This window comes from Parabacteroides faecis (assembly GCF_014647375.1).
GTDB lineage: Bacteria > Bacteroidota > Bacteroidia > Bacteroidales > Tannerellaceae > Parabacteroides > Parabacteroides faecis.
The window spans coordinates 213,692-239,878 of sequence record NZ_BMPB01000003.1; the positions used below are offsets into that span (position 1 = coordinate 213,692).

The following is a 26,187-nucleotide window of genomic DNA, read 5'->3' on the forward strand; positions in this document are numbered from 1 at the left end:
AAATTAATTGAGACATGAACAAATATAGTAATATATTAATGGGATTCGGCCTGAGTGCAGCCTTGGTATGCACCACCGGATGCCGTGATGATTTCGCAGATATCAACTCCAGCCCTTCGCAGGTGACTGTGGGTGACCCGTCTTATCTGTTCGCAATGGCCGCTATGGACTTTGAACCTTTTGGGTATACATTCTGGTTTTATGACGCACCGATGTTGACATCATGGAGTCAGATGGCGGTACCGACCGGCAGCTTTACCGAAAGCTCCGCATTGACGACTGTTACTGGTGGCGTAAGCTATGTGAACACTTTGAAACTGGCACACGAAATCACTTATTTACGTTCGAACATGAGCGAGGAAGATGCAGCCAAACATGCCGTAACAGCCGCATGCGTAGATGTTCTTACTACTTATCTGGCACTTTCTAGCAGCGATATCAATGGAGATATCCAGTTTACGGAAGCCGGCAACGCCTTACATGGCGGTACTCTGACCCCGGCTTACGACAGAATTGCCGATCTGTACACGCTGTGGTTGGATCAATTAAATTCAGCTATCACAACATTCACGACTGCCACCGACCAGATTTTTACAAACGAGCAGGATATCGTTTATAAAGGCGACCGTGCCAAGTGGGCCAAAATGGCTAATTCGCTGAAACTAAGAATTGCTGCCCGTTTGATATCTCAAGATAAAGCAAGAGCTCTGGCTATTGCTTCGGAAGTCGCAAATGCTTCCTGCGGCTATATCGATTCTTTGGATGATGCCATGTTGTTCAACAAAAGTGTCGTAAACTCAAGCAGTGACGATTACATTTACCACTGGAGTAACGGATTTATGGACGGAATGGCTTCCAACCAGCGTATAGTAGATTTCATGCTTGAAAACAAAGACCCTCGCGTTCGTTTCCTTTATCGTAAAAACGACTGGAACTCTAAAATCATTCAGGAATTCTACGATCAGGGCAAGGCGATTCCTTCCTATATCGAAGAAAACGTTGAATATACCACGTCCGGCGGAAAGAAAACATTCGTGAAATGGAAAGGAATGGGTGAACCTTGGGTTCGTTATTACGGCCTTCCGGTTGAATATAATGCCAAGAACAATTCGGCTGTTTACGGTGAATGGTTTGACTATGAAAACCGTTACAAGATTACCGACGAAAACGGCCAGAGTGCAAAAAGCTATCGCCCCTACTCTATGTACCAGCATCAGATGGTTATCGGACGTTACTATAATTTCACCCTGCCTACAGTTCCCGGCGGTCCTGTAATCACTAGAAACGACAGCCGTCCCTGGTACGGTTTGTATCTGGGTGGAAGTGAGGTAAACCTGTATCTGGCTGAGTTCAAACTATTAGGAGCAAACTTGCCCGGTACGGCTGAAAGCTATTTCACACAAGGTGTTAAACTGTCTGTTCAGGAATATGATAAGGTAGCCGGATTAAACCAGATCGCTTATTACGGCACTACTTATGATTATGATCCGAATGAAGTTTCCATCGAACTGAAAAGCGGAGAGATCGAAGCGATGCTGGCATCAGACGATTACCAGCTGACCGGTTCAGCCAGCGAACAACTGGAAAAAGTATACTTGCAGCAGTTGATCAACTTTACCATGTATCCTTACGATCAGTTTGTTACCGCCCGTCGTTCAGGCTTGCCTAAATTCAATTCACAGTTTATCAGTCGTGAGAATTATGCTTCTATTCCTGTGACCAACTTCCCGCGTCGTTTCCAGACTGGTGTTCCTAACGAGATGAGCCAGTTGTACCAGATCCAGAGAGATGCGTATGCAGCACAGGGTTACACCATCACAGGTGCCGGTGATGCGAATACATCTATTCTGAATTCAGAACGTACATGGCAGGATCAGGGTGCTCCGCAATGGGGTGAAGGACCAAAGAATTAATTCCTATTAATAACCTCGAAAGAGTAGTTACAGATTCTGTAACTGCTCTTTCACATATTCTACAACAATGAGAACATACCTGTTAATCACCATCCTGTGCTGTATAGCAACCGTAGGTAGTGTTAATGCACAGAAGAAACGTCAGATGCTTTTCGAAGATTACTCGAAGGGTGTCGTGTTAATGAAGAACAACTCCAAGACAATGGCAGAACTCAATTACGATGCCGGCAATCAGAAGATGATGTTCAAAAACGGTTCGGAAGAAATGCTCCTTACCAACGTTGCCCAGATCGATACGGTCTATATTGGAAATGCCAAATTCATTCCGACCGGATCCAGTTTCTATGAGATACTACAGATACCGAATGGTCTTATCGGTATAAACTGGTTGTTGAAGAATACTTCCCAGGGATATAAAAATGCTTTCGGCGTAACGCAACAGGCTAAAGTGGAAACTTTAAATACGAACCAGTTAAACTATAGCACTTACGAAAATCAATACACGGAAGTGTATAAGCTCGCCAATCAGAATGAATATTGCATATTCCGTGATGGTACTCCGCTGAAATTCAAAAATAAGAAATCGCTATTAAAACTCTTTCCCGGCAAAGAGAACCTCATCGAAACTTATATAAAAGAAACGAAAACAGACATGAAGAATGCGAAAGATGTCATCACACTTGTCAATTATTGCCTGGGATTATAATCAGGTTAAATAAAAAACGGGTGATCCTGCTTTTTATGACAGCGTCACCCGTTTTACATTATATATCAGAACTTGTAAAGCGTCTCTATAAAAGTGACGCCGGATTACGAAATTCTTTTTAGGATTACTCAAAACTTTTTACGGTCAAAGTAAACTGAAGCGTTGAGCACAACGGAATATACGGATAAGGATAATCCTTTTCTCCATAGCCTAACTGATAAGGAATAATAGTTTCCACTCTTTCTCCTTTATGGGTTTGCAACAAAAGAGCAGCCAATCCCTTGATCAAATCCGGACTATCCAGATCGAATGTCATTTCTACGGGATTTCCCTTGCTATCTCCGACAATCTGATCCTTAGAGACAGGTAATATCCCCAACATCGAAACTTTCGCATCCGAGTCTATCGTCGGAACAGAATCGACCTGGCCAACTTCCAATACACGGTATAACAAGGTATCATCCTCCACAACCAACTGTTGATATAATAATTGTCCATCCTCTTCCACAATCGCCTTCCTTTCCTGGAAATATGCCTGATTCTGAGCAATCCAAAGTTTCTCTGCTTCCGTATGAGCAGGTATCGTCTTTCCCTCATCATCACTGCAAGCTACCAAACCGGTAACCATCACCACCACCCAACATAGGGCTACATAAATTGATTTCATTCTTTACTCACATGATTAAATTCAACATTAATACTTCTTTTCATTCGCCAGATTCCACATATTCAGGAAAGAGGCTTTCGTTATATCAACTATTTTATTCCAATTGATCTTTTCTACATGGTCACTCGGCATATGATAGTCCGGATGACCGTTGGTATGATACCAGATAATAGGGATCTCACGTTTGGCAAAAGAACCATTGTCACTCCCTCCTACCGGTTTGTCCCAGGCATGATAAATTGGCTTCAGGTTCAGGTTGTATTTCTTGATGTCATTCTTCAGCCAATCCCCGAAAGCCTTGTTTGCTTCTGTATAGAAATAATCGACCTGCTCAGGAACCGCCTCATTCGAGTTACGACCGATCATATCATAATTCAAATATCCTTTAATATCTTTCAGGAAAGAACAGTTCTGCACAAAATACTCTGAGCCCAGCAATCCTTTCTCTTCCCCGTCCCAGAAAGCAAAGATCACGGTACGTTCCGGTTGTTGGCCCGATGCCAGGAAAGCCTTCGCTACCTGCAGAACAGCCGATACCCCGGAAGCATTATCATCGGCACCATTATAGATCTGGTCGCCGTCCAGCATCGGATCAAATCCCAGGTGATCGTAATGGGCACCGATAATAACATATTCATTCGGATTCTTTCCTTCTATCTTTCCCAGGATATTGCGCATGGATAATTTCTGATGTACTCCTTGTTTCAACTGAGCGATCGAATCCGGATGTACCTGGAAACGTCCTCGCTTCTGGCGTTCTTTATTATAAGCTTCAAAAGGTTGATAATAAGATTCATTCAAAGGTGCAATCCCCATTGTCTTCAGATTGGATACGATATACTCTCCGGCAATACGTCCTCCCTGGAAACCGGCTTCACGCCCTTCCAGTTCGTCACTGGCCAGAAAACCGATATATGCCTCCGCATTCTCTTTATTGATTACATTCAGTCCTTTTTCAATAGGCGACTGTGCCCAAAGGGTTGTAGATAGCATAACGGATGCTACAAATAAACCTACTCTTTTCATCGTATGATTGTGTTTTACAAATTATTGGAAATAATATAGTTTCAGCTTTCGCGTACAAAGATAGTGCAAATAAGAGCAGAAGCAAAACTTGTTTTGATTATGCCAAATACAGCCTATCTTCGTTTACCAAGGCAAAGATAGAAGATAAATTGAAGAATTGTAAGGGCTATAAAATAAAAAAAGGCTAATCTTCACTGATCTGCCAGTGTCGAATGCCCATCTTTTGTCTCTCACCAGTCTTTAAAAGACTTTGGTGAAGAGAAAACATCTAATAATATACTAATCTTTTTGTTTAATTTTTTGCGTTAGCGCCCATTTCTTCTAATAGGCGGCGGATTTCAGCATTTACTCGCTGACTCATTGTACCATTTCTCATTGACTGATAACGATCAGCCTGATAACGCAACATCGCTAAAGCACGAAGATTTTCTTCATTTCTACTTGTCATCATAATCTTTACATTTTTATGTCTTCCACGCTTGGAAGACTCATTAATAATTAACCTAAACTCTAATCTTTTCTTTTTGTTTACAATGCAAAGATAGACATTATATTCAAAACTATGCTATAAAACATATAAATAATTTCTATCTTTACATTTATTTAATTTATAGTCATATCTTTTTAGAAGCTAAACTTCCTGTTTCACCTCTGTCAATTCGCCTGTAACTGAATTAATTACAAAGCCTCTAACCGTTATATCGGAAGGGATCAACGGATGATGAAGAACCTGGTTCACTGTATTCCTAACAGAACCTTCTGACGAGTCGAAACCATGTAGCCAGTCTTTAAAGTCGACCCCGCAATAACGTATCATATCGATACGATCGGCAGGAATGCCCCGTTTCTTCATGGCTTCTATCATCGTATCGCTGTCCATATGTTGTGCGCCACAATCCGAATGTCCGATGATCATGATCTCAGTTACCCCCAAATCATAGATGGCAACCAACAAACTGCGTATCACACTACCAAACGGATGCGAAATGACTGCTCCGGCATTCTTTATGACTTTCACATCACCGTTCTTGATACCCAATGAGGCAGGAAGAAGTTCTGTCAGGCGAGTATCCATACAAGATACAATCGCAATTTTCTTATCCGGATACTTATTCGTGATAAACTTTTCGTATCCTTTGTTCTTTACGAACTCTTTATTAAATACTAGTAATTCGTCAATCATATGTTTACTTCTTAGTATAGAAACAACTTACGATCAGATAATGTTCAAATGTTTCAACGCTTTGAATATTCCGTCCTCATCGACAGAATCGGTTACATAATCGGCATATCGTTTCACATCGTCTTCCGCATTTCCCATAGCCACGCCAATTCCGGCATGTTCAAGCATGGCAACATCATTGCCGCCATCACCGAATGCTACACATTCATTCAACGGTATCCTGAAATATTCCAGCATCTTATCGATCCCGATTCGCTTGCTGCTCCCGGCAGGAACAACATCTGTAAATAAAGGATTCCAACGGGTCGATTCACAATGAGACAAAATCTGCATGATCTTTTTCTCCTGATCGGCAGTAAAGAAAGAAACAAGCTGGTAAACGGTCTCACCCCGTATTTCATTCATCGGACGGATAGGCGGCTCCGGAAAATTCAACATATTGAATATCTCTTCCACCGTTTCATCCTTATAATTCATATAGATATCTTTCTCCCGGACAAATGCACATGGAAAAGATTCTTCTGTTTCCATATAACGGATCAGGGCTTCGACATCCCTGTCAGGAATACTGTGTTTATAAATGACTTTATCGCCGGCAAAGCAATATCCCCCGTTCAATGTAACGTATCCGTCAAACTGTAAATCTCCCAGATTGTTGATGGAACTGAAGTGCCGCCCTGTAGCTATAAAAACTTTAATACCTTTCTTTCTTAACATATCCAATGCTTCGATAGTTGACTGCGGAACTTCGTGGGTCTTAAAACTAACCAATGTCCCGTCTATATCGAAAAAAACTGCCTTAACCATACTTTTTAATAACCTAAATTTGATACAAAGATAAGAATAAATAAACACATGCATATTTTATATACCTTTGTAAGTAAGATCTTAATAACAATTTAATAGGTAAACTATGGAATACAGACAATTAGGAGGATCAGGACTATACGTGCCGGTTCTCTGTTTAGGAACTGCTACTTTCGGAGGTACAAATGGTTTCGAAGGTTGGGGACATACCCAGGTAGAAGAAGCCAGACGCATGATAAACCGTTGCCTCGACGCAGGCGTGAATCTGTTTGATACGGCAGATGCATACTCAGACGGATTATCTGAAAAGATATTGGGTAAAGCGATGGAGGGACTGAGAAATAAGTTACTGATCTCAACTAAAGCGACATTCAACCTGAATCCGGAAAGCCGTAATGCAATGGGGTCTTCCCGTTTTCATCTGATCGAAGCTTGCGAAGCCAGCCTGAAGCGGCTGAATACCGATCACATAGATATTTATCACATGCACGGGTTCGATGCCAATACTCCGGTAGAGGAAACGCTTCGCGCATTGGACGATCTGATCACAGCCGGTAAAATACGGTATATTGCCTGTTCGAATTTCTCCGGATGGCATCTGATGAAAGCATTATCAGTCTCCGAACGATACGGCTGGAGCCGTTATGTGGCACAGCAGGTGCATTATTCATTGCTTAACAGGGAGTTTGAATGGGAGTTAATGCCACTGGGTATCGATCAGAAAGTCGGCTCTATTATCTGGAGTCCTCTTTCTGCCGGCCGCTTAGGTGGGAGATACAGAAGAAATAATCCGATACCGGCTGACGGACGTGTAGCTCGCGGCGGCAGCCCTATTCCAGACGAAGCGACATCTTACGAACGGTTGTACAATATTATGGATGTATTGGATGAAATAGCCGAAGAGACGGGACATACTGTTGCACAATGTGCGTTGAACTGGTTATTGCAACGTCCTACTGTTTCCAGCCTGATCATTGGAGCCAGCACAGAGGAACAATTAAAACAAAACCTGGAAGCTGTCGGGTGGAATCTGACACCGGAACAGGTAAAACGTTTAGATGATGCCAGCCAGGTCACTCCCGTTTATCCTTATTGGCATCAGGCACAGTTCCCATTCCTGAATGCACAGATTCAGTTTTAGAACCTCATTTAACTTCATAAAAAAACGGAACCTTCTTTCGAAGATTCCGTTTTTACTATTTAGATGATCAAATAATCAATTATTCTTCAACACCCCATTGCTGTTTAGCCAGACGCTTGTAGTTATTCAGTCTCCACTTAGCGTTGTCTTCAGCAGCCTGGAACAATTCGCCTGCTTCAGCCGGGAACTGTTTTGTCAGAGACGCGAAACGTACTTCACCCTTCAGGAAGTCCTGGAATTTGCTCCAATCCGGTTCTTTGCTGTCCAAAGAGAACGGATTCTTGCCTTCTTCTTCCAATGCCGGGTTATAACGCCACAAGTGCCAGTAACCACATGCTACTGCATCTGCTTCTTCCTGCTGGCTCTTACCCATACCCTTCTTCAAACCGTGGTTGATACAAGGAGAGTAAGCGATGATCAATGAAGGACCGTCATAAGCTTCAGCTTCGCGGATCGCTTTCAATGTCTGTGCCTGGTCAGCACCCATTGCGATCTGGGCAACATATACGTAACCGTAAGTTGTAGCCATCAGACCCAGGTCTTTCTTACGTACTCTCTTACCAGCAGCTGCAAACTTAGCGATTGCACCGACCGGAGTAGCTTTAGAAGACTGACCACCAGTGTTAGAATAAACTTCGGTATCCAGAACCAGAATATTGACGTTCTTACCTGAAGCAATTACATGGTCGAGACCACCGTAACCGATATCATAAGAAGCACCGTCACCACCGATGATCCACTGTGAACGTTTTACCAGGAAGTGAGAAAGTTCCTTGATCTGTGCGCTAAGCGGACAGCCGTGAGTGATACCTTCTTCAGCAATAGCTATTATCTGAGGAGCCAGTTCTTTTGTCTTATCAGCATCGTTCTGGTTTTCAACCCATGCTTTCAACACTTCTTTCACTTCGGCAGGAGCATTTTCACCAGCGATAATTGCGTTCATTGCATTCGTCAGACGAGCACGCATCTTTTCGTTAGCCAGTTCCATACCCAGACCGAATTCACAGAAGTCTTCGAACAATGAGTTAGCCCAAGCCGGACCCTGTCCTTTTTCGTTTGTTGTATACGGAGTTGAAGGAACAGAACCTGAATAGATAGATGAACAACCTGTTGCGTTAGCTACCATTTCACGGTCACCGAACAACTGAGTTATCAATTTCACATACGGAGTTTCACCACAACCGGAGCAAGCACCTGAGAACTCAAACAACGGAGTTGCAAACTGAGAGTTCTTCACGTTAGCTTTGATGTCAACCAGATGTTGTTTGCTTGTAACCTTTTCTGCACAGAAATCCCAGTTCGGAGCTTCGGCCAACTGAGTTTCCAGAGCAGCCATCTTAAGCGCTTTACCACCCTTCTTCGGATTACCCGGACAAACATCGGCACAGTTACCACAACCCAGACAGTCAAGAACGTCAACCTGGATACGGAACTGCATTCCTTCAAATTGTTTACCTGTAGCTTTCAAAGAGTTATTGAACGGAGCAGCAGCCTGTTCAGCAGCATCCAACACAAACGGACGGATAGAAGCGTGAGGACAAACATACGCACACTTGTTACACTGGATACAGTTATCCGGTTCCCAAACAGGAACAAAAGCAGCTACACCGCGTTTTTCGTATTTGGAAGTTCCCTGATGCCAAGTACCGTCTTCGATACCTTCGAATGCAGAAACCTTCAGCAGGTCACCATCCTGAGCATTGATAGGACGAACTACTTCGTTGATGAAAGCAGGATCGTTGTTTGCTACAACTTCATCATCCGGCAGGTTAGCCCATGACGGATCGACAGCAAGCTGAGTATATTCGCCACCACGATCGACAGCAGCATAGTTCTTATTAACTACATCTTCACCTTTCTTACCATAAGACTTCACAATGAATTTCTTCATCTGTTCGATAGCCAGGTCAACAGGAATTACACCTGTGATACGGAAGAATGCAGACTGAAGGATTGTATTGGTACGGTTACCCAAACCGATTTCCAATGCAATCTGAGTTGCATTGATATAGTAAACAGTAATATTTTTCTGAGCGAAATAACGTTTTACCTTATTCGGCAGGTGTTTAGCCAACTCTTCGCCATTCCATACAGTGTTCAGCAGGAATGTACCGTTTTCACGCAAACCACGAGTTACATCGTACATACGCAGGTAAGCCTGAACGTGGCAAGCAACGAAGTTAGGCGTATTTACCAAATAAGTGGAACGGATCGGATGGTCACCGAAACGCAGGTGAGAACAAGTGAAACCACCAGACTTCTTAGAGTCATAAGAGAAATATGCCTGGCAATATTTATTTGTATTGTCACCGATGATCTTTACAGAGTTCTTGTTAGCACCGACAGTACCGTCAGCACCCAAACCGTAGAACTTAGCTTCGAACATGCCTTCGCCACCCAAAGCAATTTCTTCTTTCTGAGGAAGAGAAGTGAATGTAACGTCGTCTACGATACCCAGTGTGAACTGGTTCTTCGGCATCGGTAATGCCAGGTTTTCATAAACGGCAAGGATCTGAGCAGGAGTAGTATCCTTAGAACCCAAACCATAACGGCCACCAACGATAACAGGAGCATTTTCTGTTCCGTAGTAGCAGTCTTTTACATCCAGATACAAAGGTTCGCCGGTAGCACCCGGTTCTTTTGTTCTGTCAAGAACAGCAATACGTTTCGCAGTCTTAGGAACAGCAGCCAGGAAGTGCTTAGCAGAGAACGGACGATACAAGTGAACAGAAACCAAACCAACTTTTTCACCCTGAGCCGTCAGGTGGTCGATAGCTTCACGGGCAGCTTCTGTTACAGAACCCATAGCAATAATTACGCGTTCTGCATCTTCTGCTCCGTAATAATCGAACAAACCATATTTGCGGCCTGTAAGTTTGGAGATTTCGTTCATATATTCTTCTACGATAGCAGGAACTGCTTCATAGTATTTGTTCGATGATTCTCTGTGCTGGAAGAAATGATCCGGGTTTTCAGCCATACCACGAGCTTCCGGTTTTTCCGGATTCAATGCACGTGCACGGAATTCAGCCAACGCCTTCTGGTCGATCAGCGGAGCCAGGTCATCATTTTCCAACGCTTCGATCTTCTGGATTTCGTGTGATGTACGGAAACCGTCGAAGAAGTTCACGAAAGGTACGCGAGACTTGATAGTAGCCAGATGAGCAACACCGGACAGGTCCATAACTTCCTGTACAGAACCTTCTGCCAACATTGCGAAACCTGTCTGACGGGCAGACATTACATCCTGATGGTCACCGAAGATACACAAAGCATGAGATGCCAATGTACGGGCAGACACATGGAATACGCAAGGAAGCAACTCACCAGCGATCTTATACATGTTCGGGATCATCAGCAACAATCCCTGAGAAGCTGTGTAAGTTGAAGTCAGGGCACCGGCTTGCAAAGAACCGTGAACTGCACCTGCAGCACCACCTTCCGATTGCATTTCCTGTACCAAAACCGTTTCGCCGAAGATGTTCTTACGTCCGGCGGCAGCCCATTCGTCTACATATTCTGCCATTGTAGACGACGGAGTGATGGGGTAGATAGCGGCTACCTCGCTGAACATATAGGAAATATGTGCAGCAGCCTGGTTACCATCACAGGTCAAAAATTTCTTCTGTTTTGTCATAGACTTTTACTATTAGTATTTAAAAGAATTTTATTAGTATAAAAAGCCAAAAAGCCAAAGCGGGATCATGTTGCCATCTCCTACTTCAACCTTATCAATAGCATAGTATAAATCGGGATTGTTTTTCACCTTCATACTTTCCTCTATCCTGAAATTATACTTTTCATTTACCAGAAAGTGAGCATTCTTTATTCCTTCATTCAGTCTATTGTCTTTCAAAAGCTGGTTATAGAAAAAAGATTCGCGCACTGCCTGTAGGTTAACCTCCATCGGACGGATGGGGTACATCAGATTCGAATTATACATATATACGGTAGAGGGCTTTTTCGGGAACGATTCGCCTACCGGATATAACATATTCATCAAACGGGCATCGGTCAGATACTTAATATAATTCATCACTGTCGCCCGAGATGTTTCTATATCTTTACTTAACTGACTTACATTCGGCGTACACGGCGCACTGATAGCCAGCAAATATAATAATTTTCGGAGCTTAGGCAAATAACTTTGCTCGATTTGTTTTATATATAAGACATCTACCTCCAACATCATATTCATTGTTTTCAGCAGATTCTCGGAGAAATTGCGTTTCTCCAGGAAAAAAGGATAAAAACCATGATGCAGGTAATCCTGAAAATAAGCCATCGGTTTGGCTACCGAACAGATATTACGGGCAATCTCCTGGTGGTTTGCGAGCACTTCCTCGAATGTGTAAGCCGGAAAATTGTTTCCCGACATCAGATTCAGAAACTCACGGAAAGAAAAACCACGCAAATTATATGAAACGACTTTACCCGAGAGATCCGGATTCTCTTCCTTCAACCGCATAACCGATGAACCGGAAAAGATAATCTTCAGATCTTCAAAATTATCATAACAGTAACGTAACTCTTTCGACCATCCTGAATATTTGAAAACCTGGTCAATCAACAGCACCTTCCCTCCTTTCGCTCTGAATTCAGAAGCGAAATCGACTAAAGTACGTTCTGTAAAATAAAAATGATTCAGATTAATATATAGGCACTCTTTATTATCAGCACCAAAATGTTCGCGGGCATAATCCAGTAAAAACGTAGTCTTACCTACTCCACGAGAGCCTTTGATACCGATCAACCGGTCATTCCAGTTAATCTCATCCATCAGCCCCCGGCGTACCGGTGCATGCAAATGTTCTACAAGGTATTTATGTGTTTTAAAGAATGCTTCCACCTTACTGTCTTACTATATAGGCCACAAAGATAGAAATTATCCTCTACTTTGCAATACCGAGATAGCAATTTTATTTTCAGTTGGCAATCCAAAGTTAACAATGCGTATTGACGTTTGAGAATTCAGAGTTGGCAGTTAATGGTCTTTTTAGAAATAAACCACTAACTGTCAATACTCTTATCTTATTCATTCAATTATCGTTACCCATCCGTAAGTATCAGGCTCGTCGCCATACTGAATACCACGTAGTTTATTATATAACTTTTCACAAACAGGACCCGGTTTGCCATCTTTGGCAATTACATAAGACTTATCGATATCCAAATCGTCGATTTGTGAGATCGGAGCGATAACGGCCGCTGTTCCGCATTCTGCCGCTTCATCGAATGTAGCGAGTTCTTCCACCGGAACCGGACGACGTTCAACGGTCAGGCCCATATCGGCTGCCAATTGTTGCAAACTCTTATTGGTGATAGAAGGCAGGATGGAATGAGACTGCGGAGTGATGTAGCTATTGCCACGGATACCGAAAAAGTTTGCCGGACCGCATTCATCCAGATATTTCTTTTCTTTCGGATCCAGATAAAGAACGGCTGCATAACCTTTTTCTTTCGCTTTCTCTCCGGCAACGAGACTGGCTGCATAGTTACCACCGACTTTGATAGTACCTGTACCCTGAGGCGCAGCACGGTCGTATTCACGCATGATACAAACCTTCGAAGGTTTGAAACCACCCTTGAAATAAGGGCCTACCGGCGTTACGAATATCATGAACATATACTCGGGAGCCGGCTTCACACCAACCTGTGCACCCAAACCGATCATCAGCGGGCGGATATATAATGCTGCTCCACTCTCGTAAGGAGGAACAAAACGTTCGTTCAATTTCACTACCTTGCGAACTGCTTCTTCAAACATTTCCACAGGAAGTTCAGCCATCTTGATACCACGGCTGGAAGCTTGCATACGTTTGCCGTTTTCATCCATACGGAATACACGGATCTTCCCGTCTTTTCCCTTGAATGCTTTTAACCCTTCAAACGACTCCTGTCCGTAATGGAGGCAAGTAGCTGCCATGTGAATATTGATAATTTCAGAAGAACTAACTTCCAATTCACCCCACTTACCATCGCGATAGTAACACCGTACATTGTAGTCTGTCTTCATATAACCGAATGCAAGATCAGACCAATTCATATTTTCCATATAATGTCGTAATTAGATTATGAACGCAAAAGTAAGCTATTTCAGATGATAATTGTTACTTTTGCAGCAAAAATAATTAAAATATGAAAGTTATTGATCTGATCAACGGCAGTAAAAGCACTGCTTTCTCATTCGAAATACTTCCACCCTTGAAAGGGAACAGCATACAGAAAGTGTATAATGTGATTGATAAACTAAAAGAATTCAATCCTAAATACATTAACATCACCTCACATCATAGCGAATATATATATAAGACGCTCCCTGACGGAAGTTTCCAGAAAGTGAACATCCGCAAACGTCCGGGTTCTGTAGCCATTGCTTCCGCTATTCAAAATAAATATGGTATTCCGGCTGTTCCGCATATCATCTGTAAAGGGTTTACAAAAGATGAGACAGAATATGCCTTGATCGACCTCAACTTCCTGGGTGTTTACGATCTGCTACTGCTCCGCGGAGATGTGAAAACGCTGGAAGCCGGACAAAACACCGACCTGTACCACGAGCATGCAACCGGTCTGCAACAACAGGTGAATAATTTCAACAAAGGAATTGCTATAGACGGTTCAACCTTTGAGGCTAACGAAACTCCGTTCTCATACGGTATGGCTTGCTACCCGGAAAAACATGAGGAAGCCCCGAATATGGAATCGGATATCTTTTACCTGAAAGAAAAAGTGAAGAACGGAGCCGACTACCTGGTTACACAGATGTTCTTCGACAATGAAAAATATTATTCTTTTGTAGACCGTTGCCGTGCAGAAGGTATCACGGTTCCGATCATTCCGGGAATCAAGCCGGTCGTCTTTAAAACTCAGCTGACTGTATTACCAAAGATCTTCCGTTCTGATATTCCGGAACCTTTTGCTGCCGAACTGCGCAAATGCAAGAATGACGATGAAGTCAAAGCAGTAGGCGTAGAATGGTGTATCCAACAATGTAAAGACCTGATCGCTCACGGAGTACCAAGCCTGCATTTTTATACAATGATGGCAACAGACAGCGTTTATAAAGTAGCGAAAGAAGTATATTAAATCCTTTGGTGGAATCGTTGACCGCCAGGACACATTATCATGTCTTATAAATTAGAGGTAGATGTAATTCGAATTACACCTACCTCTAATTTTATTTAGCCCTGCCTGTATTTGAAAAACATTAGACCGCTTTATGCAGATCGACCGAAGGCTTTACACCGTGATGCGGTTTAAATCCTTATCTTCACAATTATAGAAACCATCGATATGAATATTGTTTTGCGGATCAATTTCTACAACAGCAAAACTATTATTATCGGGCAACTTTCCTTCTATCATCCCTTTCATTGTCCAATAGTGGATATTATTACGGAAACTGTAATGTCCGGCATGATGATGTCCCTGAAATACTGCAAGTATATTTCCATTTGCCTCCAACAGAGGAACAATTTCGTCCGCATTACTAACACAAAGCGCCTTGCCAATATCAGAAAAACGATCCAGTAACTGATGTATAAAGATGACGACAGGTTTGTCTTTCTCTTTTAATTCTTCCTGCAACCACAACACCTGATCTTTAGGAATAAAAGCCTTTGTCCAATCAAAATTCCCTCTATCATAAGGTGTTCCGTCCAGATTATGATTTGCATCCAGTACTATGAATTTTATATCATTACAGATAAATGAGTAATATGTTTTCTTATCGGCATCACCATGATTGGAGGTATGTTGTAAAAAATCCTCTTTTGAGATACTGTCCATATCATGATTTCCTAAAACATGATAAACAGGTCCCTGAAAAGTCTGAAACTCCTTTTCTATTTCATCCAGATAGGTAAGGGTTCGCTCTCTCTGAGGTACATTGTCCTGATCTTTAAGATCACCCAACTCGATCACGAAATCCAGATTTGACTCATTGAAAACACCGATGGCCTCTTTCAACTTTTCCATCGTCTGAGGAAAATAACGTGTTCCGTAAGGTTCACGTCGTGAATAGTGCAGATCTGTCACAATCCCAAAGCGAACGGGACGTTGCTGACGGTTACAGGATATAAAAGAAGGAGAGGCAGCCAAAAGCAATGCTCCCCCACATGTTTTTTTCAAAAATAAGCGTCTGTTCATATTATAAGTTTCATAGATTTAAAAGTCAATCAGCACGCTGTCAGACACAACATACCCCTGATATTGACTTACAAAGTTAATAAAAAGTCAATACCTTTGACTATAAGCACCTATCTACCGCTTATATCACATGTTCCAAATATTCTTTTAATATCAAAGCATGATTATGATCCGGACTTTTTGCGGCGTAAAGCAATGTCACTACCGGATACTTTTTTATCTCTTCAACAAACTGCTTTACTGCATCCGAACCACTCAGTTCCTTTTGGTATAATGCAGTAAACTCATTCCATCTTTCAGCGGGTGCCTGATGAAACCATTCACGTATTTCAGGAGAAGGCGTTACGTCTTTTGCCCATAAATCATAATGGACAGCCTCTTTTTTCATACCTCTCGGCCATAAACGATCGACAAAAACCCTATAGCCGTCCGAACTTTCCGGATCTTCATATATCCGTTTTAACTTTATTTGTGTCATAACCATTTATGTATTACATTTTCTATATAAACAAGGTTTATGGCCATATTGTTAGCATTCATTTCTTTCCCATATTTTCTACATTTTCTCAGAACTTTCCAGCAGTCCATGATGTTTATTAAGTACAAAACATAAAACTAAAAGTATTATGAGTACAACAGTAAAATCGGAACAAAAAGAAAAAGCAGCCCATACATCAAACAAAGAGCTAGCAGCATTTATCGGAGAACTTTTCTCATTCAACAGCAGTCTTAAACTTTTTCATTGGAGCGTAACCGGAGCAGGTAGTTATGCTAAACACATGGCATTGGATGAAGCCGTTGCTTCAGTACTCGATGTGATCGACAGAATTACGGAAACAACTTACGCGATGGTGGGCGACCTGCAAATAACTATTCCTGAAACAAAAACGCCGAAGGATATTGTAAAACATGCATCAGATTTCTACAACTACGTAGAAAAACACAGAGATCTATTCCCTGAAGCATTCTCACAATCCATTATCGACGACTATCAGGAAGCGATCCAGCAGTTGCTTTACAGATTGGTCAGATTACAATAAACGACCGAACGGTCAGCAAGTTATTTTTTAGAGTTTATATATTTATAAAAAAAAGGAGCTGTCTTTATTGACAACTCCTTTTTATATTTTTCAGACTTCTGAGTATTCATATCTCACAAACAAACCTATCTTTGTTAAATGGGACAGATAGGAATAAAAAAATTAGAGACAGATATACAAACTCGTAATGATCTATGTGTTACACAAAATCCTTACGGAGAATTTGAGTTGACAAGCATCTATAATGAAACCCAATCAATCGGTGGACACAGGCTACTAAAAAATTGGGTAACCTATCCCATCAGCGACATGAGGGTACTTCACAATCGTATCGAATCCATCCGGGTCGGAGGAATCGCAGATCTGAAAATAGATGGTGATTCTTTGGATTTTATCGAATATTATTTGAATTACGACGAGCCGCCTCCTATAACAACACTGGAAGTTATCTCTTACTATCAATGGCTAAAAAACAAATTCCAGAATAATCCATGGAATTATATAAAAAAACGGGGATGTTTGTACTTATGCGAACTGATCAGGGAATTGCGAAAAATATCATCTGCTGAATATGAAGCAGGTCAACCGAATGCAGTCAGACGAACCATACGAATGATCCGTTCTTATATGGAAAGTAGTACATTCGTTTCTATTCCTGACAAAGAGACTGCATGTAGTTGCTACGAAACAGACCAACTCGATTATATTTTCCGTAATAAAGGTAAAGTGGCAGTTCAGGGAATACTCGATATAGTATATGAACAGGATGCATTCCAATCAGCACATAAAATAGCCTGCGAAAAAGGCTACTGTTATCCGGAACTGTATTCCGACAGTTCCAGGTTAGTCATACACGACTTCTTTCACCCCGCATTGCCGAAGGCTGTACCTAACAGTTGGAATCTGGAAGAAAAACACATAAATATTTTCACTGGATCCAATATGGCGGGTAAATCGACTACACTAAAAGCATTATCATCGGCCATCTGGCTAGCGCATGCGGGGGTACCGGTACCGGCAAGCCGAATGCTTTGCCCGGTATATAATGGCCTTTTCACTTCCATAAATTTACCGGACTCTTTAAAAAAGAGAGAAAGTCATTTTTATGCAGAAGTTCTGCGGATCAAGAGTATATTGGAAAAGGTAAGGGATGGAAACGGATACTTCATCGTATTCGACGAACTTTTCCGGGGAACAAACGCCCGGGATGCCTACGAAGCATCGGAAATAGTACTTGGCCTATTGAATAAACATACCAAGAGCAAATTCCTCCTTTCCACTCATATCATAGAACTTGCAGAGACTTTTTATAATGAAAAGACATGTCAGTTCAACTATATGGAATCTGAAATAAAAGATGATCGTTTCATCTGTAGCTACAAGTTGAAAGAAGGAATCTCCGAATCCCGCATCGGCAGCTGGCTTGTTAAAAAAGAACTAACCATAGATTAATCCACCGCCCACTGCTTCATCTCGTACATATCCAGATACTCTTCCCATTCCGGATCGACTTCTGTATAGATAGATATCGGAAGCAATTCGAACGGTGCCAGCGCTTCATTCAACCGTTCGCCAAAGACACGGACCGTACGGGTATAATAAACCCACACCTTCTCTCCTGCCCCGGTATAAACACCTGTCAGAATAGATAATTTATCTTTCTCCATCGCCTTCCGCAAAGTTTCCTGAACGGTTTCCATTTTCTCAGCGAGTTCATCCTCCGGCATACCTTTATCATCTCCTTCATACTTCCAGGTGATCTCAGCACGTTCCTTGAATTTTCCCGACTGGATAAACTCCGTCAACTCATCACGCCCGCTAACCGTAACCAAATGCCCCACCTCATCTTCCGAAAGCGCAGTAAACCACTCATTGCTTAATTTCATATGTATTTATTTTATTTCCTGTTTGTATTAGATGACAAAGATACTGGTTTATAAAACTCCTTCAGTAAAAAACTTACTGAAAGTCGTATTTTACCGACCCATGCCAACATTAAATTCTACAGTCGTAAATACTGATCCTAAACGAAGATACATTCCATAGGTTCCATACGGACCATAGTTCTTATCAACCGGTTTCAATAATGTAATAGTTAATTTTCGATCATTAATCTGTATATCGAAAGCATCCTTCTCGCTGTCCAAATGAGCATTGAAAACACATTCCACATCTTTAGGCAACGTATATTCAAGACTTTCTCCCACATAATCTATATAACCGATGAGCTTTTCATACTCAGGAAGTTCCGGAGCTTCGGGATAGGTCAATGCATATTTAACAGTAGCACCTGTCATCACATTTTCATTAACTATCGGAGAAACCACATAAGCCTTATAATAACCTGATCCTACCAAAACGGCACACTTTCCCGAAGGAAATTCACGCAAAACATCCCGGTCATATATCTGATATAAATGCCCCGGAACAACAGCTACCTCCCGAGCAAGATTATTCAATTGCAACTGGACATCCACCCCGAGTCCGGAAGTTTCTCCTGCATCGGCAATGTAACACAAATAAGTTTTAAAGTTGTTGGATTTGTTGATATAAACATCAGAATTACCTAACATCGTCTTATCCCCTTCCTCGTTCAACATATTCAGCGTAACGGCATCATCCGGGTCTTTGATTTCATCATCACCACAACTCACCAAATTAAATACACAAAGGAACAACGATAGCATTCCGAATAAATGTTTAACTTTCATACTCTCTTTTATTTAATTAATTCAAACTTAAAACTCACCCGATTTAATCTCATTTTTCCGCTTCTTCCACAACTGCCAGCTATTAAAAATATTCTGCCAGAGTACGTAAGAACCCGGGCCCACCGATGAAACAGGGTCCAGATAGGTATAAGCCATCCAGATAGCCAACACAGTATTTTTCTGTCCTAAAGCCTGACCGGCACTGATACGGTCTTTATAGATCGTACCGATCCGTTTACCCAGGTAGAATTGAAGGGCACAAGTGATAAAACCGGCCAAAGCAATCAGTATTTGTACGCTCCCCGGCACCTCACTGGTCATCAAAGACTTCACCGTCTGCCCTGTTACAATAGCCAACGCTGCTCCCCACAAATAAAAAGCCAGGTCATGAAAGCCCAACAGGAAATGATGAACTTTCGGAAGGACATACCGGAAAAACAAAGCCAGGAAAAACGGGAACAGTAATAAAGGAAATACTTTACCCAATATCTTCAGGAATGCAGTAAAAAAAGTAATATCCGCATGCGGCTCTACCAATGGAAAGATCAAGGGGACAGCTACTGCCGCCAATATATTAGATAATAATGTATATGTAGTCAGGCTGGAAGCACTTCCGCCCAGTTTCCCCGTAATGACCGCTGCTGCTGTTGCCGTCGGACAGATAAGGCATACCATAGCAGCCTCAAACACCTCCCGGTAAGAACCGTCCATCGGGATGAATATCAATAAAGCAGCCAAAACCGAAGCCGAAACAATCTGAAAAAGCAACAACCATCCATGCCAGGGTGAAGGCATCAATTCCCGCCAGTCTACCTTACAAAAGGTTAACAGTAACTGTGCAAAGATCAGGAAAGGGGTAATATAAGCAACGAAAGTATTGACAAACGGTTTTGTCGGCTCCAGAAATGTGAAGTTGGCAAACACAAAATAACCTAACACACCGGCCAACATTGCAATAGGCAATGTCCAGTTTTTCAGAAATTTCAACATGAGACCTATTCTATTTTATTCCGCTGCAAACTTACAAAACATCTGTTACTTTCTGACTATAATGTCACCGAAATCCGACAAATGCTCTCCGGAGCAAACTAAAAACACATCACAATCTCTTTCAAATCCCTGGCAAATTGCATATATTCATCCTGGGTTATTTTCCCTTTCGTTGTCAGGACAACCAGATCATGACCGTGAAATCCTTCGCGATACGGCGGATGGATATGCGGATACGGATTTGCAGAAAAACCGTTCAATTCATAAAAATGAAGCCGTTTGGCCGAAACATCATCCGTTACCGGATCAATTTCCAGCAAAAGCCTTTTATCACAACTATCCTGCAAGGCCTTCAGCACAACACTTCCATATCCTTTTCCTCTCAGATCCGTATGAATAGCGAAATGTTCGATATATAAATAATGAGTAAATTCCCAATAAGCAATAAAACCGACAAACGTCCCGTCCTCCACATAAGCAACTAAATGATAAAAAGGAGAAGAGAAAGCCAACAACTGCTGTTCCTCCGTCCGTTGCTCGAAGATTGGAAAACTAATCCGATATAACTGTTCAAAATCTGCATATAAAGGAGATTGCTTATCTGCCACTCTTATCTGTTTCATCCCTGCACGTTTTTGCTTTACAAAAAATTAGCCGAATAGTTCTATCCGGCTAACTTCTTCTTATCTATGATATTATTTTATTTACGGAAAGGAGCTTTCACAACCTGTGCTTTCAGGTTACGGTTACGAACCTTTACAAAAAATTCAGAACCGACTTTCGCATATTCGGGTTTCACATAGCCCATACCGACACCCTTCTTCAATACAGGAGACATAGTTCCGGATGTAACCACACCGATCACGTTATCTTCCGCATCAACGATCTCATAACCGTGACGGGGAATACCTTTATCTACTAATTCGAATGCACACAATTTACGTGTCACACCTTCTTTCTTCTGACGTTCCAGTTCCGCACGGTTAGTAAAGTCCTTGCCGTCTACAAATTTAGTGATCCAACCCAATCCGGCTTCGATCGGAGATGTCGTATCATCCAGGTCGTTACCATACAGGCAGAAGCCCATTTCCAGACGAAGCGTATCTCGTGCTCCCAGACCGATCGGCTTGATGCCTTCCGGCTTACCGGCTTCGAAGATAGCATTCCAGATAGTCATGGCATCATCCAGGTAGAAATACAATTCAAAACCACCGGCACCGGTATAACCCGTATTGGAAATGATCACGTTCTTGCAACCAGCAAATTCACCTGTTACAAAAGAATAATAAGGTATGGAAGAAAGATCGACCGGAGTCAGGCGCTGAAGCACTTCCACAGCTTTCGGTCCCTGGATGGCCAGCTGACCGGTACGGTCGGAAGAATTTTCCAGTTCTGCACCGACAGTGTTATGGCTTACACACCAATCCCAGTCTTTTGCGATATTACCGGCATTGACAACCAACAGATATTTTTCCGGTTCGAAATGGTAAACCAATAGGTCGTCCACAATACCACCTTTATCGTTCGGGAAGCAAGTATACTGTGCTTTGCCTAAAGGCAGAACAGACGCGTCGTTGGAAGTAATACTCTGGATAAAAGCCAGTGCGTTCGGACCTTTCACCCAAAATTCACCCATGTGAGATACGTCGAATACACCTACGCCATTCACAACGGTCATGTGTTCATCAATAATGCCGGTATACTCGATTGGCATGTTATAGCCGGCAAATTCGTGCATTTTTGCTCCCAATGCGATATGCACATCGGTAAACGGAGTCGTCTTCATGTTATTAATTTCGTTTAAGATTTTTGAGCTAACAGCTCGGTTATTTTTATGATTGTTTGCATACTTTTTTCCAGCGAGTTAACCGGAAGGAACTCATAACGTCCGTGGAAGTTCAGGCCGCCCGCAAAAATATTCGGACAAGGCAATCCCATAAACGACAGACGTGCCCCGTCCGTACCGCCACGAATCGGTTTAACCAACGGTTTGACACCGGCTGCTTCCATCGCTTCGAATGCCAGGTCTACAATATGTTTCTTCGGTTCAACCACCTCACGCATATTATAATACTGGTCACGCAGCTCCAATGTCGTGCTGCCCGGGTGAATCTCGTTCATACGTTTCACCCACATGTCCAGTTGTTTCTTCTTTTCTTCAAACAAAGTGCGTACATGGTCACGAATGATATAAGATAAAGAAGCCTCCTCTACCGTACCCGACATATTGGTCAGATGATAGAACCCTTCATATCCTTGTGTATGTTCGGGACGTTGCGATGCAGGCAACCAGGAAGCGAACTCGATAGCCAGCAATGAAGCATTCAGCATCTTGTTTTTCGCATAACCCGGATGGACATTCAGACCTTTGAATGTTATTTTGGCAACGGCGGCATTGAAGTTTTCGTATTCCAGTTCACCGATCTGTCCGCCGTCAATGGTATAGGCCCATTCACAACCGAACTTCTCTACATCAAAATGATTGGCCCCCTCTCCTATCTCCTCGTCGGGAGTGAAGCCGATGCGAATCTTTCCATGTTCGATTTCCGGATGCTCTTTCAGATACTGGATCGCTCCGATAATAGCCGCTACGCCTCCTTTGTCATCGGCACCCAGCAAAGTTTTACCGTTAGTCACGATAATATCCTGATCCTTATAATCGTTCAGTTCGGGGAACATCAGCGGAGAAAGAACCACATTCTCTTCAGCGCACAATACGATATCGCCGCCTTTATAATTTACGATGCGTGGGGTCACATCTTTACCTGACATATCAGGGCTGGTATCCAAATGGGCAATAAAACCGATAGTCGGTATTTTTTTATCTGTATTGGCAGGAAGGGTGGCCATCAGGTAACTGTTGTCATCCAAAGAAATATCATCCAGACCTAACTCTTCCAGTTCTTTTACCAATGCTTCTGCAAATACTCGCTGTCCCGGAGTACTCGGCGTTGTACGTGTCTCTTCGTTCGACTGGGTATCGAACGTGACATACTTCAGAAATCTATCTAATACGGTCATAAGTTATACTTTTATATTTAAACCATAAAAGTATATAAAGAGCAACGAATAACAAAATAAATTGAACGTTACTTTTGGCTTGATCCAAAAGTAACCAAAAGATCAAGGCTGCACCTGTTATAATATATAAGTGCAGCCTTGATCTTTTGCCTACTTTTCCATCAGGGAAAGTAGTTAAAAACAACCATTGCCGTTATAGCAATGCGTACAAACACATTCCCTCGGCAAGCCGATCGATGCGATCAAATCTTCAACCGTATTGAATTTCAATGTAGTAATATTCAGTTTTTCACGGATACGTTCTACCAGTTGATTATACTGCTCGGTTCCGGTCGTTGCATATTTATCCAGATCCTTTGCATCGTCGCCTTCCAGCTCTTTAACGATCCGGCGGGCAATCAATTCCAGATGTGATTTAGAAGCGGAGAAACCGACAAACGGACAAGCATGCAGGATCGGAGGACATCCGATTCTCATATGCACCTCTTTCGCACCATATCCGTACAATATATTGACATTGTCGCGAAGCTGTGTACCGCGTACAATAGAGTCGTCACAGAAAATAACCCGTTTACCTTTCAGCAGCTCCCGGTTAGGGATCAACTTCATCTTGGCTACCAGATCACGGACGGCCTGGTTGGCCGGAGTAAAACTACGAGGCCATGTCGGCGTATACTTTACGATAGCACGACGGTAAGGAATACCTTTTCCTTCGGCATACCCCAGAGCCATACCGATACCGGAATCAGGAATACCCGAAACGAAATCAGCATCCACCTCATCCTTCTTCGCCATCGCCATACCGCTCGCATAACGGGAAGCATCTACATTCACCCCTTCATATTCAGACACCGGATAACCGTAATAAACCCACAGGAATGAACAAACCTGCATTTTCTTATTCGGCTTACGCAACTGCGTCATCTTGTCTGCAGTAAGCATAACGATCTCGCCCGGCCCTACATTATATTCAATCTCATAACCCAGATTCGGGAAACTACAAGGTTCGCTCGAAGCGGCATAGGCCCCCTCCTTCTTTCCGATCAACACCGGAGTACGTCCCCACTTATCACGGGCGGCAAGAATACCCTCCTCCGTCAGGACAAGCATCGAACAAGACCCCTTTATTTTTTCGAATACAATTTCTATACCTTCAACAAAAGTTTTACCCTGGGAAATCAGCAACGAGATCAATTCGGTCTGATTGATCTGTCCTGAACTCATTTCCGAGAAGTGACAACCTTTATCCAACAACTCATTCTGCAGCTCCTCCAGGTTATTCACCTTGGCAACCGTTACTACTGCATATTTGCCTAAATGAGAATTAATGAAAATTGGTTGAGGATCTGTATCACTAATGATACCTATACCGGAATTTCCCTGGAACTTCTCCAGTTCACTTTCAAAACGAGTACGGAAATAAGAATTTTCGAGGTTATGGATCGAGCGTTTGAAGACGCCATTGTAAAGAGTTGCCATACCGCCTCGACGGGTTCCCAGATGGGAATTATAATCTGTGCCGTAAAATAAGTCGGTGGCACAGGATGAATTAGAAATAGTTCCGAAAAAACCACCCATTGTCCTTAGTGTTTTTGATTTTTGAATTAGGGCACAAAGTTACAAGAATATTTAGAATATACTAAAAGAGATCGCATACAATCAGAACCACCCTATAAATAATATTCTCCGCATAGATGTCAACCACATTTTCATTTTGACGCAGAAATTCTCCTAATCGGTCCTTTTTGATACGTTAAAATATATTACCCGCGGGAGTATTTTTATTTATCCGGTATAGTAATCCTATTTTCCCGCTATAGAAATATCATTTTGTCAATCGAAAAAAGAAGGTCATTACTACCCCGTCTTTCCGCCCTTTAGTTTAATTACATTTTTTAACTATGATAAAACATTAAGGAATACAGCCATTTATAAATAAAAATATGCTCCGGAGCATAAAAACACTTGCATTGTAAAAAATAATATCTACTTTTGCACCCGGGTAAGTCCTACACGGCATGCTCCCTCGGAATCCCCCAGGGCTTGACCGCAGCAAGGGTACTTGGTTGTAGCGGCGCGATGTAGTAAGCTTACCCACCTGCCTCTTTAGCTCAGTTGGCCAGAGCACGTGATTTGTAATCTCGGGGTCGTTGGTTCGAATCCGACAAGAGGCTCAGAAATGAGGAAGTTTATTTAAATAAGCTTCCTCTTTTTTATTATTATATACCTTGTATATTATAACAAAAGGATTAATTTTGCTGATAGAAACTTTAAAACAGCAATATAATGGAAGAAAATAAAGGTCTATTATTAAAAAGCGCGATGACTTATGGATTAGCCATGGGAATCTTTTGGGTGATAAAATATCTGTTCTTTATTTTCAGCAACACGGTTCCTGCGCTTAACATTATATATATAGTACTCACTCTGACAGTACCGTTCATCGCTTATTATCTGACGAAACGTTACAAGCAGGATATCGGTGGTAAGATCAGTTTCTTTCATGCCTGGCGTTTCGGTACGATGTTGTACTTTTTTGCCGCACTGATCGTCGCTTTGGAACATTTCGTATTCTTCCAGTTCATCGCTCCGGCTGATTTCCTGAGTAATTCGGTCAACCAGATGATAGATGTTCTGAAAGATTCACAGGTAAGCACCGAAGTAATGGAAGCAATAGGAAAAACCAATTTCACTCCTATCCATATGGCTATTCAAGGTATTTTCAATAATATATTCTACGGAATCATACTATCGATACCGGTAGCAGCCATCTTGTGCAGGAACAATGAAACCGGTGCAATCAGACAAGAACAATAAGGAGAAACAATACA

At 42.2% G+C, this 26,187-nt stretch carries 24 protein-coding genes and 1 tRNA gene; 8 read left to right on the plus strand and 17 right to left on the minus strand.

The window, feature by feature from the left end; genetic code table 11:
* Positions 1 to 14: 14 nt before the first annotated feature.
* Positions 15 to 1,913 (plus strand): SusD/RagB family nutrient-binding outer membrane lipoprotein, encoded by a 1,899-nt coding sequence (locus IEY67_RS05235; protein ID WP_183669349.1) that lies wholly within the window; start codon positions 15 to 17, stop codon positions 1,911 to 1,913.
* A 67-nt stretch (positions 1,914 to 1,980) separates the two neighbouring features.
* On the plus strand, positions 1,981 to 2,619 hold the full coding sequence (locus IEY67_RS05240; RefSeq protein WP_147382529.1) for a hypothetical protein: 639 nt from the start codon (positions 1,981 to 1,983) through the stop codon (positions 2,617 to 2,619).
* Between the two features lie 124 nt (positions 2,620 to 2,743).
* Here the strand turns inward: IEY67_RS05240 and IEY67_RS05245 are convergent, their stop codons facing one another.
* The 5 genes from IEY67_RS05245 to IEY67_RS05265 all read right to left on the minus strand — a co-directional run bounded on the left by IEY67_RS05245 (position 2,744) and on the right by IEY67_RS05265 (position 6,302).
* A complete protein-coding gene (locus IEY67_RS05245; RefSeq protein ID WP_122374222.1) occupies positions 2,744 to 3,286 on the minus strand; it encodes an FKBP-type peptidyl-prolyl cis-trans isomerase in 543 nt (180 codons plus the stop codon).
* A 27-nt stretch (positions 3,287 to 3,313) separates the two neighbouring features.
* Entirely contained in the window at positions 3,314 to 4,312 is a 999-nt protein-coding gene (locus IEY67_RS05250; protein ID WP_122374221.1) for a M28 family metallopeptidase, read from the minus strand.
* Between the two features lie 292 nt (positions 4,313 to 4,604).
* Positions 4,605 to 4,763: a hypothetical protein gene (locus tag IEY67_RS05255; RefSeq protein WP_165359927.1), complete on the minus strand. Its 159-nt coding sequence runs from the start codon at positions 4,761 to 4,763 to the stop codon at positions 4,605 to 4,607.
* Between the two features lie 180 nt (positions 4,764 to 4,943).
* Positions 4,944 to 5,495 carry a beta-class carbonic anhydrase gene (locus IEY67_RS05260; protein ID WP_122354975.1) on the minus strand — a complete coding sequence of 184 codons (552 nt, stop codon included), beginning with the start codon at positions 5,493 to 5,495 and terminating at the stop codon, positions 4,944 to 4,946.
* Positions 5,496 to 5,528: 33 nt separating this feature from the next.
* On the minus strand, positions 5,529 to 6,302 hold the full coding sequence (locus IEY67_RS05265) for a Cof-type HAD-IIB family hydrolase (RefSeq protein WP_122354977.1): 774 nt from the start codon (positions 6,300 to 6,302) through the stop codon (positions 5,529 to 5,531).
* A 106-nt stretch (positions 6,303 to 6,408) separates the two neighbouring features.
* Here IEY67_RS05265 and IEY67_RS05270 point away from each other — a divergent pair, with 106 nt between their 5' ends.
* Entirely contained in the window at positions 6,409 to 7,443 is a 1,035-nt protein-coding gene (locus IEY67_RS05270) for an aldo/keto reductase (RefSeq protein ID WP_122354979.1), read from the plus strand.
* 79 nt (positions 7,444 to 7,522) lie between these two features.
* Here IEY67_RS05270 and nifJ read toward each other — a convergent pair whose 3' ends face one another.
* The 3 genes from nifJ to IEY67_RS05285 all read right to left on the minus strand — a co-directional run bounded on the left by nifJ (position 7,523) and on the right by IEY67_RS05285 (position 13,498).
* A complete protein-coding gene (gene nifJ / locus IEY67_RS05275) occupies positions 7,523 to 11,080 on the minus strand; it encodes a pyruvate:ferredoxin (flavodoxin) oxidoreductase (protein ID WP_122374219.1) in 3,558 nt (1,185 codons plus the stop codon).
* Between the two features lie 33 nt (positions 11,081 to 11,113).
* Positions 11,114 to 12,292: an ATP-binding protein gene (locus IEY67_RS05280; protein ID WP_122354983.1), complete on the minus strand. Its 1,179-nt coding sequence runs from the start codon at positions 12,290 to 12,292 to the stop codon at positions 11,114 to 11,116.
* Between the two features lie 186 nt (positions 12,293 to 12,478).
* The gene (locus IEY67_RS05285; RefSeq protein ID WP_122354985.1) at positions 12,479 to 13,498 is read right to left on the minus strand and encodes a branched-chain amino acid aminotransferase; all 1,020 of its coding nucleotides are present in this window, start codon (positions 13,496 to 13,498) and stop codon (positions 12,479 to 12,481) included.
* A gap of 83 nt (positions 13,499 to 13,581) precedes the next feature.
* On the opposite strand from IEY67_RS05285, the gene metF reads away from it, so the two are divergent.
* Complete coding sequence (metF, locus tag IEY67_RS05290) at positions 13,582 to 14,532, plus strand: methylenetetrahydrofolate reductase [NAD(P)H] (RefSeq protein ID WP_122354987.1); 951 nt, start codon at positions 13,582 to 13,584, stop codon at positions 14,530 to 14,532.
* A gap of 153 nt (positions 14,533 to 14,685) precedes the next feature.
* On the opposite strand, the gene IEY67_RS05295 is transcribed toward metF, so the two are convergent.
* Both IEY67_RS05295 and IEY67_RS05300 read right to left on the minus strand, forming a co-directional pair.
* A complete protein-coding gene (locus IEY67_RS05295) occupies positions 14,686 to 15,576 on the minus strand; it encodes a metallophosphoesterase (protein WP_229800962.1) in 891 nt (296 codons plus the stop codon).
* Between the two features lie 139 nt (positions 15,577 to 15,715).
* Positions 15,716 to 16,072 (minus strand): DUF488 domain-containing protein, encoded by a 357-nt coding sequence (locus IEY67_RS05300; protein ID WP_183669345.1) that lies wholly within the window; start codon positions 16,070 to 16,072, stop codon positions 15,716 to 15,718.
* A gap of 148 nt (positions 16,073 to 16,220) precedes the next feature.
* Between IEY67_RS05300 and IEY67_RS05305 the strand changes: the two genes are divergently transcribed.
* Both IEY67_RS05305 and IEY67_RS05310 read left to right on the plus strand, forming a co-directional pair.
* On the plus strand, positions 16,221 to 16,634 hold the full coding sequence (locus IEY67_RS05305) for a DUF5856 family protein (protein ID WP_122354989.1): 414 nt from the start codon (positions 16,221 to 16,223) through the stop codon (positions 16,632 to 16,634).
* Positions 16,635 to 16,772: 138 nt separating this feature from the next.
* Entirely contained in the window at positions 16,773 to 18,086 is a 1,314-nt protein-coding gene (locus IEY67_RS05310) for a MutS-related protein (RefSeq protein WP_183669343.1), read from the plus strand.
* Here the strand turns inward: IEY67_RS05310 and IEY67_RS05315 are convergent.
* The 7 genes from IEY67_RS05315 to IEY67_RS05345 all read right to left on the minus strand — a co-directional run bounded on the left by IEY67_RS05315 (position 18,083) and on the right by IEY67_RS05345 (position 24,934).
* Positions 18,083 to 18,520 carry a DUF695 domain-containing protein gene (locus IEY67_RS05315; RefSeq protein WP_183669341.1) on the minus strand — a complete coding sequence of 146 codons (438 nt, stop codon included), beginning with the start codon at positions 18,518 to 18,520 and terminating at the stop codon, positions 18,083 to 18,085. The genes IEY67_RS05310 and IEY67_RS05315 overlap by 4 nt on opposite strands.
* Before the next feature lie 90 nt (positions 18,521 to 18,610).
* Positions 18,611 to 19,345: a DUF5036 family protein gene (locus tag IEY67_RS05320; protein ID WP_183669339.1), complete on the minus strand. Its 735-nt coding sequence runs from the start codon at positions 19,343 to 19,345 to the stop codon at positions 18,611 to 18,613.
* Positions 19,346 to 19,372: 27 nt separating this feature from the next.
* On the minus strand, positions 19,373 to 20,335 hold the full coding sequence (locus IEY67_RS05325) for a transporter (RefSeq protein ID WP_183669337.1): 963 nt from the start codon (positions 20,333 to 20,335) through the stop codon (positions 19,373 to 19,375).
* Between the two features lie 98 nt (positions 20,336 to 20,433).
* Positions 20,434 to 20,958 carry a GNAT family N-acetyltransferase gene (locus IEY67_RS05330; protein WP_183669335.1) on the minus strand — a complete coding sequence of 175 codons (525 nt, stop codon included), beginning with the start codon at positions 20,956 to 20,958 and terminating at the stop codon, positions 20,434 to 20,436.
* 77 nt (positions 20,959 to 21,035) lie between these two features.
* Positions 21,036 to 22,121: a glycine cleavage system aminomethyltransferase GcvT gene (gene gcvT / locus IEY67_RS05335; protein WP_183669333.1), complete on the minus strand. Its 1,086-nt coding sequence runs from the start codon at positions 22,119 to 22,121 to the stop codon at positions 21,036 to 21,038.
* A gap of 14 nt (positions 22,122 to 22,135) precedes the next feature.
* Positions 22,136 to 23,356, minus strand: coding sequence for a peptidase T (gene pepT, locus IEY67_RS05340; protein WP_183669331.1), 1,221 nt, complete (start codon positions 23,354 to 23,356; stop codon positions 22,136 to 22,138).
* A gap of 174 nt (positions 23,357 to 23,530) precedes the next feature.
* Entirely contained in the window at positions 23,531 to 24,934 is a 1,404-nt protein-coding gene (locus IEY67_RS05345; RefSeq protein WP_183669329.1) for an amidophosphoribosyltransferase, read from the minus strand.
* 522 nt (positions 24,935 to 25,456) lie between these two features.
* Here IEY67_RS05345 and IEY67_RS05350 point away from each other — a divergent pair.
* Positions 25,457 to 25,530, plus strand: a tRNA-Thr gene (locus IEY67_RS05350).
* A gap of 112 nt (positions 25,531 to 25,642) precedes the next feature.
* The gene (locus IEY67_RS05355) at positions 25,643 to 26,173 is read left to right on the plus strand and encodes a DUF4199 domain-containing protein (protein WP_122355005.1); all 531 of its coding nucleotides are present in this window, start codon (positions 25,643 to 25,645) and stop codon (positions 26,171 to 26,173) included.
* Positions 26,174 to 26,187: the final 14 nt, after the last annotated feature.